The sequence below is a fragment of the Ottowia sp. genome, assembly GCF_035444425.1.
Taxonomy (GTDB): domain Bacteria; phylum Pseudomonadota; class Gammaproteobacteria; order Burkholderiales; family Burkholderiaceae_C; genus Ottowia.
In genome coordinates, this window is sequence record NZ_DAOMOQ010000057.1 from 1 (window position 1) to 15,417 (window position 15,417).

A 15,417-nucleotide genomic window follows, 5' to 3' on the forward strand; every position below is an offset into this window, starting at 1 on the left:
TCGATCGCCGCCATGGGCGACAAGATCGCGTCCAAGAAGCTGGCGACCGAGGCCAGGGTCAGCACCATCCCCGGCTACAACGACCCCATCGACACGCCCGAGCAGGCGGTGGAGATCGCCAAGGGCATCGGCTATCCGGTGATGATCAAGGCGTCGGCGGGCGGCGGCGGCAAGGGCCTGCGCGTGGCCTTCAATGACAAGGAGGCATTCAACGGCTTCACCAGTTGCCGCAACGAGGCGCGCAACTCCTTCGGCGACGACCGCGTGTTCATCGAGAAGTTCGTCGAGCAGCCGCGCCACATCGAGATCCAGGTGCTGGGCGACAGCCACGGCAACGTGGTCTACCTGAACGAACGCGAATGCTCGATCCAGCGCCGGCACCAGAAAGTGATCGAGGAAGCGCCTTCCCCCTTCATCAGCGACGCCACGCGGCGCGCCATGGGCGAGCAGGCGGTGGCGCTGGCCAGGGCGGTGAAGTACCAGAGCGCCGGTACGGTGGAGTTCGTGGTGGGCAAGGACCAGGACTTCTACTTCCTGGAGATGAACACGCGCCTGCAGGTCGAGCACCCGGTGACCGAGCTGATCACCGGGCTCGATCTGGTCGAGCAGATGATCCGCGTGGCCGCGGGCGAGAAGCTGTCGTTCACGCAAGCCGACGTCAAGAAGGTCGGCTGGGCCATCGAATGCCGCATCAACGCCGAGGATCCGTTCCGCAATTTCCTGCCCTCCACCGGCCGGCTGGTGCGCTTCGAGCCGCCGGAGCAGAACCTGTTCCAGGGGCAGGCGTCCACCGATGTCGGTGTGCGCGTCGACACCGGCGTGGTCGATGGCGGCGAGATCCCGATGTACTACGACTCGATGATCGCCAAGCTGATCGTGCACGGCCAAGATCGCAACGATGCCATCGCGCGCATGCGGGAAGCCCTGAACGGCTTCGTCATCAAGGGCGTGCAGAGCAACATCCCGTTCCAGGCCGCGCTGCTGGCGCACCCGAAGTTCGTTGCCGGCGACTTCAACACCGGCTTCATCGCCGAGCACTACGCGCACGGCTTCCGGGCCGAGGACGTGCCGCACGAGGATCCGCCCTTCCTGCTGGCGCTGGCGGCGCACCTGCACATGTTCTACCGCAACCGCGCCAGCGGCCTGCAGGGCCAGTTCTGGGAGGGCTTCAAGCGCCTGCCGCGGCGCGACTTCACGGTCTGCGTGCTGGGCGAGGGCGGCGCCAACAGCTACACCCGCGTGACGGTGGCCGAAACCGCGCCGGGCCAGGCCACGCCCATCACCCTGCACCTGCCGGAAGGCGACAAGACCTACCGCATCGAGGTCGACCGTTCGCTCGGCGACGCGCGCATCACCGGCAGCGTCGACGGCAAGCCGTTCACGGCGCAGATGGAGCGCGGCAAGACCAAGAACCCGCTGGTGATCCGCGTGATCCACAACGGCACGCAGATGGACGCCATCGTGATGCATCCGCGCACCGCCGAGTTGCACCAGCTGATGCCCTACAAGGCGCCGCCCGACATGAGCAAGTTCGTGCTGTCGCCGATGCCCGGTCTGCTGGTGCAGGTGGCCGTCAAGCCGGGCCAGGAGGTCAAGGCCGGCGAGCGCGTGGCGGTGATCGAGGCCATGAAGATGGAGAACGTGCTGTTTGCCAGCGCCGACGGCGTGGTGAAGGAAATCCGGGCGCAGCAGGGCGACAGTCTGGCGGTCGATCAGGCGATCGTCGAGTTCGAGTAAACGCCGCGCGACGCCGGTTGCAAGGACGTGGGCGAGCATCCGCTGCTGCGTTCCCTGCGCGGCGGCGATCGCAGGTCCATAGGCCAGGCCGACGCGGCGGCGCGCGCGGCGATCGCCGATCCGGCGTGTGCCGAGGTCTTGTGGCAGGGCCTGCTGGCGGCGACCGATCCGGTCGTGCGCATGCGCTGCGCCGATGCGCTGGAAAAGTTCAGCCAGCGGCAGCCGGATTTCATCGATGCGCACCGCGCCGACCTGCTGCAACTGGCGCAGGCACCGCAGCCCAAGGAGCTGCGCTGGCACCTGATGCAGATGCTGCCGCGCGCCGCCTGGGCGCCGCGGGAACATGCGGCGGTGCTGGCGGCGATCCGCGCCGCGCTGCACGACGCCAGCGCCATCGTTCAGGTCAACGCCTTGCAGGCGCTGCACGAACTGGCACCGCGCGGCGAGCCGTTCGCGCGTGCCGCCGCCGAGTCGCTGGATGAGGCCTTGCAATCGCCGCAGGCCTCGGTGCGCGCGCGGGCGGCCAGGCTGGCGGCTTCGGGCCGAGGCTGAGCCTGTCAGCTTGCACGGCGCCAGTCGATTGCTTTCTGGCCGGGGCAGGCGTACCATATAACAATTGTTATAACTATCGATTGCCGGAATACCTCATGTCCACCTCCATCGCGCTCAAAGTCACCCAGATCGGCAACTCGGTCGGCGTCATCCTGCCCAAGGAAGTGCTGGCGCGGCTGAAGGTCGGCAAGGGCGATTCGCTGTTCGTCACCGAACTGCCCGACGGCGTGGCGCTGCGTCCCTACGATGCCGAATTCGCCGAGCAGATGGAGCTGGCGCGCGAGATCATGCGCAAGCGCCGCAACGTGCTGCGTGAACTGGCCAAATGAGCGCCGCCAACCAGGCGTGGTGCTGGCTGCCGCGCGACGTGCTGCTGGCCGTGCACGAGGAGCAACTGGCCGAGCACGGCGGCGCACCCGGCCTGCGCGACGAAGGCCTGTTCGACTCCGCGCTGGCACGGGCGCGGCAACTGGCGCATTACGGCGAACCCGATGCGGCCGATCTGGCGGCCGCCTATGCGTTCGGCCTCATCCGCAATCACCCGTTCATCGATGGCAACAAGCGCACCGGCTACGTGGCGGCCGAATTGTTCCTGTTGATAAATGGCTACGTCATGACGGCCAGCGATGAAAGCGCCGTGTTGACCACCCTGTCCCTGGCCGCCGGCGACATCGACGGAGCCGCCTTCGCCGCCTGGCTGCGCCGCCACCTGCAGCCGCGCTGAACATGCACCTGCTCAAGCTGCCGATCCATGCCACGCCCGGCGCCAAACGCACCGAGGCCGCTGGCGAGCACGGCGGCGCGCTGCGCGTGCGGCTGGGTGCGCCGCCGGTAGACGGCAAGGCCAACGCGGCCCTGATCGCCTGGGCCGCGCGCGCCTTCGGCGTGCCGAAAACCCAGGTCGAGCTGCTGCACGGCGCATCGGGGCGGCAGAAGCTGCTGCAGCTGCGCTTCGGCAGCGCGGTTGAGCGCGATGCGGCGCAGGCGCAGGTGGATGCGTGGATGGCGGCCGGTGATGGCGCGCAGTGATGCCGCCCTGCTGATGGACCGGCGCCGGCTGTGCGGCGCCGCCGCACTGCTGGCGATCACGCCGCCATCGCCGGCGTGGGCGCAGCGGGCGGCGTCAGGCGTGCACTGGCCGGTCGCGTCCCCGGTACTCGCGGCGCAGCACCAGCGGGCCTTGGCACGACTCGATGAGCGCATCCGCACCCAGCTGACCGACGTGCAAAGCGTGGTGGTGCTGCACCGCGGCCAGCTGGCGTTCGAGTTCTACCGTGCCGGCCTGACTGCCGACAGCCTGCAGGACACCCAGTCGGTCACCAAGAGCGTGCTGGCGCTGCTGTTCGGCATCGCGCAGGCGGGCGGGCTGGTGCGCGGGCCGGATCAGCTGGTGGCGCTGCGCCTGCCCGAGATGCTGCGCTTGGGCGCCGATGCGCGCGTGCGGCAACTGCGCTTCGAGCACCTGCTGGGCATGACGGCCGGCTGGCCGGGCGAGCAGAGCGCGCGGCGCGACCGCGACGACGACCTGCGCCAGTTGGTGCGCCGCCCTTTCGTGGCCGATCCGGGCACGCGCTTTGCCTATGACAACGGCGCCGCCAACCTGCTGGCGCTGGCGCTGGCCAATGCTGTCGGCCAGCCGCTGTCGAGCTATGCGCGCCAGCGGCTGTTCGAGCCGCTCGGCATCCGTCACTTCGCCTGGCGCCAGGGCGCGCAAGGCCATGACCTGGGCGCCCTGGGCCTGTCGCTCAGCACGCGCGCGATGGCGCGCATCGGCGAGCTGGTGCTGCACCAGGGGCAGTGGCAGGGTCGGGCGCTGCTGCCGGCGGCGTTCGTGCGCGCCGCCACCGAACGGCGCAGCGCCGGCGGCCCGCCCCTGAATGCGGCCTACGGCTACCTGTGGTGGGTCGCGTCCACCGCGCCCAGCCGCAAGTCCGAGCGCCGCACCACCATGGCCAATGGCTACGGCGGGCAATGGATCTACGTGGTGCCGGCGCTCGAACTGGTGGTGGCCGCGACCTCGCGACGCACGCCGGAAAGCGCCGCGCGCGGCCAGGCACTGACCCTGATCCGCCGCGACATCCTGCCGGCGCTGCAGCGGCTGCGCTGAAGCGCGGACGGATCGACCCGATGCGCCACGCCCTGGTCACCGCCGCCCTGGCGCCGCTGCTGCTGTGGCAGGGTCGCCGGGTGCGACGCATCACGCCGCGCCTGCCCGAACCGGGTGGCCCGCGCGCCGGCGAGTGCGGCAGCGGGCCGATGCTGCGCCTGCTGGTGCTGGGCGATTCGGCCGCCGCCGGCGTCGGCGTGGCCAGCCAGGGCGAGGCGTTGACCGGCCGGCTGCTGGCCGAACTGGCACCGACCCACAACGTGCACCGGCGCCTGTGCGCCCACACCGGCGACGACCTGGCGCAGCTGGCCCGACGCCTGCCGGCGCTGGCGGGCGAGCAGTTCGACATCGCGCTGCTGTCGGTCGGCGTCAACGACGTCACCGGCCGCACGCCGCCGGCGCGCTGGCGGCGCGACTACGCCGAACTGCTGACGCGCCTGCGCGCGCAGTGCGGCGTGCGCCTGTGCGTGCTGACGCCGGTGCCGCCAATGCATCTGTTCCCGGCGCTGCCGCAGCCACTGCGCTGGTACATGGGCGGCGGCGCGCGGCGGCTCAACGCGGCGCTGCGCGAACTGGCCGCACGCACGCCGGGCTGCGAGCTGCTGCACACGCCGTTCCCGATGGAGCGCAGCCTGATGGCCAGCGACGGCTTTCATCCCGGTGCGCGCGCCAATGTCTTGTGGGCCCGGGCCGCCGCGGCCGCGATTCGTCGTTACCATCAGGATTCCTTGTGCAGGAGGATCGATTTCAAGCCATGACCACAGCGACCATGGATTCACGCAGCTGCCTGCTGGTGGTGGATGTGCAGTACGGCTTCATGCCCGGCGGCGGGCTGCCGGTGGCCGGCGGCGACGCCGTCGTGCCGGTCATCAACCGCATCGCGCCGCGCTTCGCCAACATCGTGCTGACGCAGGACTGGCACCCGGCCGACCATGTGTCGTTTGCCGCCAACCACCCGGGGCGGCAGCCGTACGAGACCATCCAGCTGCCCTACGGCGAGCAGGTGCTGTGGCCCAAGCACTGCGTGCAGGGCACGCCGGACGCCGCGCTGCATGCCGAGCTGCAGCTGGCGCGCGCGCAGCTGATCATCCGCAAGGGCTTTCACCGCGAGGTCGACAGCTACTCGGCCTTCGTCGAGGCCGATCGCCGGACCACCACCGGCCTGGCTGCCTACCTGAAGGCGCGCGGCATCAGCAGCGTGTACCTGTGTGGCCTGGCGACCGACTACTGCGTCAACTGGAGCGCGCTGGATGCGCGCGCCGAAGGCTTCGAGGTCACCGTGATCGAGGACGCCTGCCGCGCCATCGACCTCGACGGTTCACTGGCCAGGGCCTGGGCCGACATGACGGCGGCTGGGGTGCGGCGGATCGATTCGCTGGCGCTGTCCAACCCCTGAAAACCCTTGAACGCTGAGAACGCTGAAGCAGCGCAGAAGCCGCAGAACAGGCACTGCACTCTTTCTGCGCCTTTTTTGCAAGCTTCGCGTCCTCGGCGTTCAATAAATGAATCTCCAACCACCCCGGAACCCATCCCATGACCCGTCCCTTCAAAGTCCTCGGCATCCAGCAGATCGCCATCGGCGGCCCCGACAAGCGGCGCCTGCAGAGGCTGTGGATCGACATGTTCGGCCTCGAGAAGACCGGCACCTTCAAGAGCGAGCGCGAGAACGTCGACGAGGACATCTGTGCCATCGGCAGCGGCCCGTTCAGGGTCGAGGTCGACCTGATGCAGCCGCTGGATGCCGACAAGAAGCCGGCCGTGCACACCACGCCGCTCAACCACGTCGGCCTGTGGATCGACGACCTGCCGAAGGCGGTCGAGTGGCTGACGGCGCAGGGCGTGCGCTTCGCGCCGGGCGGCATCCGCAAGGGCGCGGCCGGCTACGACATCACCTTCCTGCACCCGAAGGCCAGCGACGAATTCCCGATTGCCGGCGAGGGGGTGCTGATCGAACTGGTGCAGGCGCCGCCGGAGGTGATCGCGGCGCTTGGGTAAGCGCATTCTTGGCTTGGATGCATACGGTTCCAGGCGCTGCAACTTGGGTCCCCTGTGCGGGAGCGGCTGTGGGAGCGGCGGCAGCCGCGAATCAAGCTGTGGTACCCATCGCAAACATCCATTCGCGGCTGCCGCCGCTCCCACAGCGCTGCCAACCTGGTCGATGTGAGCGCAGCGCACCCCCGACAAGGGTCGGCCGGCCGCCCCTTGAGCAGCTTGAACTCGCGTATCCGCGGTGCAAACACTTGAGCCGAAACTACGCTGGCCGGTCTACAGCTGCGACTTGATCGGCAGCACGAAGCGCTCGATCAGCTTGTCCTTCAGCGGCCGCGCGGCCCAGGTCTCGTAGGTGTAGCGCTTGGTGTGCTTCAGGTCGTCCTCGAACACCCGCGTCATCCGCTGCGCGAAGCCGCGGTCGTAGACGTTCAGGCTGGCCTCGTCGTTGAGGCGGAATGAGCGCACGTCGAAGTTGGTCGAGCCGACCGAGACCATTTCCTGATCGATGATGAGCAGCTTGTTGTGCATCATGGTCGGCAGGTATTCGTGGATCTCGACGCCGGCCTGCAGCAGCGGACCCCATTCGGCCTTGGAGGCCAGGCGCACGGTCTCGGAGTCGATGTGCTTGCCGGGCACCAGGATGCGGATGCGCACACCGCGCTGGCGCGCCGCGATCAGCGCCTTGTGGATCAGCGCATCGGGCACGAAGTACGAGGCCTGCAGGTCGATCGACTGCTCGGCCGCCGCTATGCCCATCAGGTACATCAGGTGCATGCTCTCGCTGCCGCCGGCCGGCGAGGCGATGAACATGTGGGCGTCCATGTCGCCGGCACGCTGCAGCGGCGGAAAGTAGTCGGCGCCGTTCAGCACCTCGCCGGTGGCCTTGATCCAGTTGTCGTTGAAGGCGGCCTGGAACTGCGCCACCGCCGGCCCCTCCAGCCTGAAGTGCATGTCGCGCCAGTGGTCGGGGTCCTGCGCGTGGCCGGTCCATTGCTCGGCCACGCCGACACCGCCGGTGAAGCCGACGCGGCCGTCCACCACCAGCAGCTTGCGGTGGGTGCGGTTGTTCATGCGGCCCAGGTTGTACCAGTGCAGCGGCCGGTAGCGGTGCACGCGGGCACCGGCATCCTTCATGAGCTGGATCAGCGCCTCGTCCATCTTCAGGCTGCCAACCCAGTCGAGCAGCACCGACACCGCGACCCCGGCGCGCGCGCGTTCGGCCAGCGCCTCGGCCAGTTCCCTGCCGATCTCGCCCGACCAGTAGATGTAGGTCTCGAAGGTGATGGTCTTGCGCGCCGCGCGGATCGCGCCCAGCATGGCCGGGAAGATCTGGTCGCCGTTGTGCAGGTCTTCGACGCGGTTGCCGGGCACGATGGCCGGGCCCAGCATCACGCTCATCTCGCGCCGGTACTGCGGGTCGGCCAGCGCGTAGTGGTGCTCGATCTTGCGCTCGAGCTTCTTCTCGGGCGTGGCGAAGTTCATCGCCAGCACCACGCCAATCAGCGTGACGAGCGCCGTGATAGCGATGGTCCAGAGCATCTTGCGTCGTCGTGGGGTCATGGCGCCATGCCGGGGCGGGTGCGTGTGCAGGTGGCTGCGGCTTGCAGTCTAGGCGTGGCGGCTCGCCGGCGGCGTAGGACGGCTTCGCCTGCGCCCGCGTGAACCGAGACACCCGGCCGAGCGGGGGCATCAACGCCATTGGCCCGGCGCCGTAATAGACTGTGGGTTAACACGTGGCATCCGGACTGTCCCCGCGGTCCGGCGGAGAACCAGGAGATCAGCATTGCAGCCGACCAACACCGCCGATCCGAACTACTACCACAAGGTCGTCGATTGCCAATGGGCGTGCCCTGCCCACACCCCCGTGCCCGAGTACATCCGGCTGATCGCGCAGCAGCGCTACGCCGATGCCTACATGGTCAACTGGGTGTCGAACGTGTTTCCCGGCGTGCTCGGGCGCACCTGCGACCGGCCCTGCGAGCCGGCCTGCCGGCGCGGCCGGGTCGAGGAGGCCAACATGGACAAGCCCGAGCCGGTGGCGATCTGCCGGCTCAAGCGCGTCGCCGCCGATCTCAAGGACGACGTGGTGCCGCGCATGCCGCGTTCGGCGCCGTCCAACGGCAAGCGCATCGCCTGCGTCGGCGCCGGCCCGGCCTCGCTGACGGTGGCGCGCGATCTGGCGCCGCTGGGCTACGAGGTGACGGTGTTCGACGGCGAGGCCAGGGCGGGCGGCTTCATGCGCCAGCAGATCCCGCGCTTTCGCCTGCCCGAGAGCGTGATCGACGAGGAAGTCGGCTACGTGTTCGCGCTCGGCGCCGAGTTCCGAAGCGGCCAGCGCGTCGATTCGATGAAGGCGCTGCTGGATGAAGGCTATGACGCCATCTTCGTCGGCTGCGGCGCGCCGCGCGGGCGCGACCTCGACATTCCGGGCCGGCAGGAAGCCGCCGCGCACATCCACATCGGCATCGACTGGCTGGCCTCGGTGTCGTTCGGCCACATCACGCAGACGGGCAAGCGCGTCATCGTGCTCGGCGGCGGCAACACCGCCATGGACTGCTGCCGTTCGGCGCGGCGGCTGGGCGGCGAGGACGTCAAGGTCATCGTGCGCTCGGGCTTCGACGAGATGAAGGCCTCGCCCTGGGAGAAGGAAGACACCCAGCACGAGGGCATTCCGATCATCAACATGCACGTGCCCAAGAGCTTCGTGCACGAGGGCAGCAAGCTGCTCGGCATGACCTTCGAGATCGTGCGCGCTGAATACGACGACAAGGGCCGGCGCCGTCTGGTGCCGACCGGCGAGCCCGATCCGTTCTTCCCCTGTGACGAGGTGCTGATCGCTGTTGGACAGGAAAACGCCTTCCCGTGGATCGAGCGCGACGTCGGTATCGAGTTCGACCAGTGGGGCCTGCCCCTGCTGGGCCAGGGCGAGGGCAGGGTGCCGACCTTCCAGTCCACGCTGCCGCAGGTGTTCTTCGGCGGCGACGCCGCCTACGGGCCCAAGAACATCATTACCGCGGTGGCGCACGGCCACGAGGCGGCGGTGTCGATCGACCTGTTCGTGGGCGGGAGCGAGGTCGCCAAGCGCCCAGCGCCCTGGTCCAACCTGGTGTCGCAGAAGATGGGCATCCACGAGTGGAGCTACGACCACGATCCCTCGAACGACCTGCGCTACAAGGTGCCGTGGGAAAAGGCCGAGAAGGCGCTGGCCAGCATCAAGGTCGAGGTCGAACTGGGCTTCGACGCCCGCACCGCCTTCAAGGAAGCGGCGCGCTGCCTCAACTGCGACGTGCAGACGGTGTTCACCGACAAGCTGTGCATCGAGTGCGATGGCTGCGTCGACATCTGCCCGATGGACTGCATCACCTTCACCGGCAACGGCGACGAGGCCGACCTGCGCGGTCGCCTGAATGCGCCGGCCGAAAACGCCGAGCAGGCCCTGCTGGTGTCGGGCGAACTGAAGACCGGGCGTGTGATGGTCAAGGACGAGGACGTCTGCCTGCACTGCGGCCTGTGCGCCGAGCGCTGCCCGACCGGCGCCTGGGACATGCAGAAGTTCCTGCTGCACACCGCCAAGGCCGGCGGCGCGGCGGCGATGGTGGGGCGGCAGGCCAGGGAAGAAGGGGCGGCGGCATGAGGCGCATCACGGGCATCAACGACTTTGTCATCAAGTTCGCCAACGTCAACGGTTCGGGCTCGGCCAGCGCCAACGAGCTGTTCGCCAAGGCGATCCTGCGCATGGGCGTGCCGGTCAGCCCGCGCAACATCTTCCCCAGCAACATCCAGGGCCTGCCGACCTGGTACGAGGTGCGCGTCAGCGAGAAGGGCTACCTGGGCCGGCGCGGCGGCGTCGACATGATGGTGGCGATGAATCCGCAGACCTGGGCCGCCGACCTGGAGGAGATCGCCTCCGGCGGCTACCTGCTGTACGACAGCACGCGGCCGCGCCCGCCCGGCGAACTGCGCGACGACATCACCGTCATCGGCATGCCGCTGACCGAGATCTGCAACGCCGTCTACAGCGATCCGCGCCAGCGCCAGCTGTTCAAGAACATCATGTACGTCGGCGCGCTGTCGGTGCTGCTCGGCATCGACATGGCGGTGATCGAGAAGCTGCTGGGCGAGCAGTTCAAGGGCAAGGAGAAGCTGATCGCCTCCAACGTGCAGGCGCTGAAGCTGGGCCGCGACTTCGCCACCGAGCATCTGGCGGCGCCGCTGCCGATCCGCATCGAGCGCGCCAACAAGGTCGGCCAGCGCATCTTCGTCGACGGCAACATGGCGGCCGGCCTGGGCGCGGTGTACGGCGGCGCCACCGTGTGCGCCTGGTACCCGATCACGCCCTCGACCTCGGTGGCCGAGGCCTTCATGAGCTACTGCGCCAGGTACCGCGTCGATGCCGAGGGCCGCCACAACCACGCCATCGTGCAGGCCGAGGACGAGCTGGCCTCGATCGGCATGGTGGTCGGCGCCGGCTGGAACGGCGCGCGCGCCTTCACCGCCACTTCCGGTCCCGGCGTGTCGCTGATGACCGAGTTCATCGGCCTGGCCTACTTCGCCGAAATCCCGGTCACCATCGTCAACGTGCAGCGCGGCGGGCCATCGACCGGCATGCCGACGCGCACCCAGCAGGCCGACATCCTGGCCTGCGCCTACGCCTCGCACGGCGACACCAAGCACGTGCTGCTGTTCCCGGAAGACCCGAAGGAATGCTTCGAGCACACCGCCACCGCGCTTGACCTGGCCGATCGCCTGCAGACGCCGGTGTTCGTCATGACCGACCTCGACATCGGCATGAACCAGCGCCTGTGCGAGCCGTTCGAGTGGGACGAAGCGCGCGACTACGACCGCGGCAAGGTGATGAGCGCGGCGCAGCTCGACCAGATGGACTTCGGCCGCTACAAGGATGTCGACGGCGACGGCATCCCCTGGCGCACGCTGCCCGGCACGCACCCGACGCGCGGCAGCTACTTCACCCGCGGCACCACGCGCGATGCCTACGCGCGCTACTCCGAGCGCGGGCCGGACTACATCTACAACGTCGAACGGCTGCTGAAGAAGTTCGCCACCGCCGCCACCCTGGTGCCGCAGCCGGTGCCGCGCCCGGCCGCCAAGCGCACCCGCCTGGGCGTGATCTTCTACGGCTCGACCAGCCCGGCCATGCACGAGGCGCTCGACGTGCTGGCCGGCCGCGGCATCCACGTCAATGCGCTGCGCCTGCGCGCGTTCCCGTTTCCCGACACCGTCAAGGAATTCATCGACGCGCACGAGCTGGTGTTCGTGGTCGAGCAGAACCGCGACGCCCAGCTGCGCTCGCTGCTGATCAACGAACTGGAGATCAACCCGGCCAAGCTGCAGCGCGTGCTGCACTTCGACGGCACGCCGATCACCGCACGCTTCATCACCCAGGCCATCACCGAGCACGTGGTGGCCGCCGTCGTCGCACCGCAGGACAACCCATGACCTACATCGCCAAACCCCGCCTGCGCCATCCGTCGCTGGAGAAGAACCGGGTCGGCTACACCCGGCGCGACTACGAGGGCAAGGTCTCGACGCTGTGTGCCGGCTGCGGGCACGACTCGATCTCGGCCGCCATCATCCAGGCCTGCTGGGAGCTGGACATCGAGCCGCACCGCGTGGCCAAGCTCTCGGGTATCGGCTGCTCGTCGAAGACCACGGACTACTTCCTCGGTGCCAGCCACGGCTTCAACAGCGTGCACGGGCGCATGCCCAGTGTGCTGACCGGCGCCAACCTGGCCAATCGCGAGCTGCTGTACCTGGGCATCTCGGGCGACGGCGATTCGGCCTCGATCGGCCTGGGGCAGTTCGCGCATGCCATGCGGCGCAACGTCAACATGGTCTACATCGTCGAGAACAATGGCGTCTACGGCCTGACCAAGGGCCAGTTCTCGGCTACCGCCGACAAGGGCAGCAAGAGCAAGAAGGGCGCGGTCAACCGCGACAGCCCGGTCGACCTGGTCGGCATGGCGATGCAGCTCGGCGCCAGCTTCGTGGCGCGCAGCTTCTCGGGCGACAAGGCGCAGCTGGTGCCGCTGATCAAGGCCGCCGTGGGGCATGGCGGCGCGTCCTTCATCGACGTCATCAGCCCCTGCGTCACCTTCAACAACCACGCCGGCTCGACGCGCAGCTACGACTGGGTGCGCGAGCACAATGAGGCGGTGAGCCGGATCGACTTCATTCCGCGGCGCGACGAGATTACCGCGACCATCGAACCCGGCCAGATGCTCGACGTCGAGCAGCACGACGGCAGCGTGCTGCGTTTGCGCAAGCTGCACCCGGACTACGACCCGACCGACCGCGTTGCCGCCATGAGCTACATGCATGCGCGGGCGGCGGAGGGTGAGTTGCTGACCGGACTGCTCTACGTCGAGGCCGAGGCGGGTGATCTGCACACGGCGCAGAACACCAGCGCGCGGCCGCTGAACAGCCTGGGTGTGGCTGATCTGTGTCCGGGGGTGGCGACGCTGGACAAGATCAACGCGAGTCTGCGCTGAGGCAGCCGGTCTGTAGTTGGTGGGGGCGGTGGCAGCGCAGCGGGTGGGGTTGGGTGTGTTGGTGTTGGTGGTGCTGCTGGCCGGGATGTGCGCCCGGCGGCGCACCTACTTTTCTTTGCCCGCCAAAGAAAAGTAGGCAAAAGAAAGGCGGCCCCACTGGCCGTGTCCCCTGCGCTTCGCTTCGGGGCAGCCTGCGATGCTCGGGCATGGGGCGGCGCTGCGAAACTCGCTGCGCGCCTGTGGCGCTCCGCTCGGACATCCGCAGCGAGTCAGATCACGAAGCGCGGCATGCTGTGCTGCCGCGCCCGCCCCACGCCCTGCGCTTCTCGGCACGGCCAGAGGGGGGTGAAGTCCACACGGGCCATTACTGCGCTCGGGCTAGTGTTTCTGGGTATCGGGGTGGGAGGGGGTTGGTTGATCAACCTTTGGCGCGCTGAGCGCGTGCCCGGGCCAGCGCTTCCTCGATCACGCTGCGCTTGCGGTCCGGTTCGGCATCGGTGGCGCCCTTGCTCAGCTCCGGCAGCTTGGCCAGTTTCTCCACGGCCTTCTGTTCCAGCCGCGCGGCCTGTTCCTGCTCGGCGCGCTGGCGTCGTTCGGTGGTGGCTTCGTAGCGCGCGCGTGCGTCGGCGGCTTCCGGCGCCGACCAGGCATCCCAGCCGGTGCGCTCGCCGGTGACCGGCTCCATCGCGATGCAATCGACCGGGCAGGCGGGCACGCACAACTCGCAGCCGGTGCACTGTGACTCAATGATGGTGTGCATGCGCTTGTTGCCGCCAATGATGCAATCGACCGGGCAGGCCTTGATGCACAGCGTGCAGCCGATGCACCAGTCCTCGTCGATCCAGGCCACGCCGCGCGGGGCTTCGACGCCGTGGTCCGGGTTCAGGGGCAGGGCGGGCTGACCGGTGATCGCGGCGAGGTGCCGGATGCCTTCGGCGCCGCCGGGCGGGCATTGGTTGATCGCCGCCTCGCCGTCCGCGATGGCCTGCGCGTAGGCGGCGCAATCGGGGTAGCCGCAGCGCGTGCACTGGGTCTGCGGCAGCGCGTCGAGCAGGCGGGCTGCCAGGGCGCGGCGCGCGTCGTCACTCATGGCGGCACGATACCAAAACGGCGACGCCCGCCGAAGCGGGCGCCGGAAACCGACTTGCTGAGCGGGTCAGCGCGTGCGCGCCGCGCCATTGCCGCGCTTGGCGCGGACCGGCGTGGTGCTGGCCTTGACAGCCGGCTTCTTGGCTGCGGTCTTGCTGGCCGTACCACGGCTGGCACGCTTGCTAGCCGGTGCGGCAGCGCCGTTGACGTGGCCGGTGGCACCATTGGGGCGGCTGGCTGCGGGCTGCCGGGCGGGTGGGGCCGGCGGCTCGCCGGGCATGAAGGCGTCGAGGTCGTCCAGGCGCAACTGGCCCAGTTCCTCGGCGGCGGCGCGCTGCGCCTTGGACGTGATGGTGGTCGGCTGCAGGGTGAGCGAAGCCGGCATCACCACCTCGTCGCTTTCCAGGGCCCTGGCATGGAACTCGGCGATGAAGGCCTTGACCTGCGGATACACCACGGTGCGCCAGCGGCGGCCGCTGAAGATGCCGTAGTGGCCGGCACCCTTGACTTCCAGGTGGTCGCCTTCGCGGCGTGGCACGCCGCTGCACAGCGCGTGCGCGGCGCGGGTCTGGCCGGCGCCGGAGATGTCGTCCAGCTGGCCTTCGACGGTCATCTGCGCCGTGGTCGTGATGTCCTGCGGGCGCACGCGCTCGAGCTTGCCCTTGGGCGAGCGCACGTCCCAGGTGCCATACACCAGGTTGAAGTCCTGGAACACGGTCTTGATGGTCTCCAGGTAGTAGTCGGCGTCCATGTCGAGCACCGCGTTGTACTCGTCGTAGAACTTGCGGTGCGTCTCGGCGCTGGACTGGTCCCCCTTGATCAGGTCACGGAAGAAGTCGTAGTGGCTGGTGGCGTGGCGATCCGGGTTCATGGCGATGAAGCCGGCATGCTGCAGGAAGCCCGGATAGACGCGGCGGCCCGCGCCCGGGTAGTTGGTCGGCACGCGGAAGATCACGTTGTTCTCGAACCACTCGTAGCTGCGCCGCGTGGCCAGCGCGTTCACGGTAGTGGGCGACTTGCGGGCGTCGATCGGCCCGCCCATCATGGTCATGGTGACCGGCGTCTTCTCGCCCCGGCTGGCCATCAGCGACACCGCCGCCAGCGTCGGCACGGTGGGCTGGCAGACGCTGATGACGTGGCAGTTGCGGTACTTGCCCTGCAGGTGGCGGATGAAGTCCTGGATGTAGTTGACGTAGTCGTCCAGGTGGAACTCGCCCTCCGACAGCGGCACCATGCGGGCGTCCTTCCAGTCGGTGATGTAGACCTTGTGGCCTTCCAGCATGGTGCGCACGGTGTCGCGCAGCAGGGTGGCGTAGTGGCCCGACAGCGGCGCCACGATCAGCACCGGCGGCTGGCCCTTGAGCTTGTCAAGCGTGGCCGGATCGTCCGAGAAGCGCTTGAAGCGCCGCAGCTGGCAGAACGGCTTGTCGA

Annotated in this window: 15 protein-coding genes; 12 read left to right on the forward strand and 3 right to left on the reverse strand. The window is 68.8% G+C overall.

Annotated features, from left to right (window positions below):
• The 9 genes from PK606_RS14870 to PK606_RS14910 all read left to right on the forward strand — a co-directional run.
• Positions 1 to 1,737: ATP-binding protein (locus PK606_RS14870; RefSeq protein WP_324565081.1), on the forward strand; the 1,737-nt coding region annotated here is incomplete at its 5' end.
• A 27-nt stretch (positions 1,738 to 1,764) separates the two neighbouring features.
• A complete protein-coding gene (locus tag PK606_RS14875; RefSeq protein WP_324565082.1) occupies positions 1,765 to 2,289 on the forward strand; it encodes a hypothetical protein in 525 nt (174 codons plus the stop codon).
• Positions 2,290 to 2,384: 95 nt separating this feature from the next.
• The gene (locus PK606_RS14880) at positions 2,385 to 2,618 is read left to right on the forward strand and encodes an AbrB/MazE/SpoVT family DNA-binding domain-containing protein (protein ID WP_324565084.1); all 234 of its coding nucleotides are present in this window, start codon (positions 2,385 to 2,387) and stop codon (positions 2,616 to 2,618) included.
• Entirely contained in the window at positions 2,615 to 3,013 is a 399-nt protein-coding gene (locus PK606_RS14885) for a type II toxin-antitoxin system death-on-curing family toxin (RefSeq protein WP_324565085.1), read from the forward strand. Before PK606_RS14880 ends, PK606_RS14885 begins: the two co-directional genes overlap by 4 nt.
• 2 nt (positions 3,014 to 3,015) lie before the next feature.
• A complete protein-coding gene (locus tag PK606_RS14890) occupies positions 3,016 to 3,318 on the forward strand; it encodes a DUF167 domain-containing protein (protein WP_324565086.1) in 303 nt (100 codons plus the stop codon).
• Positions 3,305 to 4,396 (forward strand): serine hydrolase domain-containing protein, encoded by a 1,092-nt coding sequence (locus PK606_RS14895; RefSeq protein WP_324565088.1) that lies wholly within the window; start codon positions 3,305 to 3,307, stop codon positions 4,394 to 4,396. The genes PK606_RS14890 and PK606_RS14895 overlap by 14 nt, the downstream gene beginning before the upstream one ends.
• A 20-nt stretch (positions 4,397 to 4,416) precedes the next feature.
• On the forward strand, positions 4,417 to 5,154 hold the full coding sequence (locus PK606_RS14900) for an SGNH/GDSL hydrolase family protein (RefSeq protein WP_324565089.1): 738 nt from the start codon (positions 4,417 to 4,419) through the stop codon (positions 5,152 to 5,154).
• Positions 5,155 to 5,165: 11 nt separating this feature from the next.
• Complete coding sequence (pncA, locus tag PK606_RS14905; protein WP_502920858.1) at positions 5,166 to 5,792, forward strand: bifunctional nicotinamidase/pyrazinamidase; 627 nt, start codon at positions 5,166 to 5,168, stop codon at positions 5,790 to 5,792.
• A gap of 137 nt (positions 5,793 to 5,929) precedes the next feature.
• On the forward strand, positions 5,930 to 6,391 hold the full coding sequence (locus PK606_RS14910; RefSeq protein WP_324565091.1) for a VOC family protein: 462 nt from the start codon (positions 5,930 to 5,932) through the stop codon (positions 6,389 to 6,391).
• Positions 6,392 to 6,661: 270 nt separating this feature from the next.
• Here the strand turns inward: PK606_RS14910 and PK606_RS14915 are convergent, their stop codons facing one another.
• Positions 6,662 to 7,948 (reverse strand): phospholipase D-like domain-containing protein, encoded by a 1,287-nt coding sequence (locus PK606_RS14915; RefSeq protein WP_324565093.1) that lies wholly within the window; start codon positions 7,946 to 7,948, stop codon positions 6,662 to 6,664.
• Positions 7,949 to 8,171: 223 nt separating this feature from the next.
• On the opposite strand from PK606_RS14915, the gene PK606_RS14920 reads away from it, so the two are divergent.
• Genes PK606_RS14920 through PK606_RS14930 form a run of 3 tightly spaced genes read left to right on the forward strand, consistent with a single transcriptional unit; the run spans position 8,172 to position 12,897 of the window.
• The gene (locus PK606_RS14920) at positions 8,172 to 10,022 is read left to right on the forward strand and encodes an FAD-dependent oxidoreductase (RefSeq protein ID WP_324565094.1); all 1,851 of its coding nucleotides are present in this window, start codon (positions 8,172 to 8,174) and stop codon (positions 10,020 to 10,022) included.
• The gene (locus PK606_RS14925; protein ID WP_324565096.1) at positions 10,019 to 11,845 is read left to right on the forward strand and encodes a 2-oxoacid:acceptor oxidoreductase subunit alpha; all 1,827 of its coding nucleotides are present in this window, start codon (positions 10,019 to 10,021) and stop codon (positions 11,843 to 11,845) included. Before PK606_RS14920 ends, PK606_RS14925 begins: the two co-directional genes overlap by 4 nt.
• Positions 11,842 to 12,897, forward strand: coding sequence for a 2-oxoacid:ferredoxin oxidoreductase subunit beta (locus tag PK606_RS14930; RefSeq protein WP_324565097.1), 1,056 nt, complete (start codon positions 11,842 to 11,844; stop codon positions 12,895 to 12,897). The genes PK606_RS14925 and PK606_RS14930 overlap by 4 nt, the downstream gene beginning before the upstream one ends.
• Before the next feature lie 418 nt (positions 12,898 to 13,315).
• Here the strand turns inward: PK606_RS14930 and rsxB are convergent, their stop codons facing one another.
• Both rsxB and PK606_RS14940 read right to left on the reverse strand, forming a co-directional pair.
• Positions 13,316 to 13,987, reverse strand: coding sequence for an electron transport complex subunit RsxB (gene rsxB, locus PK606_RS14935; protein WP_324565099.1), 672 nt, complete (start codon positions 13,985 to 13,987; stop codon positions 13,316 to 13,318).
• Positions 13,988 to 14,053: 66 nt separating this feature from the next.
• A partial coding sequence (locus PK606_RS14940; protein WP_324565101.1) for a polyhydroxyalkanoate depolymerase occupies positions 14,054 to 15,417 on the reverse strand: 1,364 nt, incomplete at its 5' end.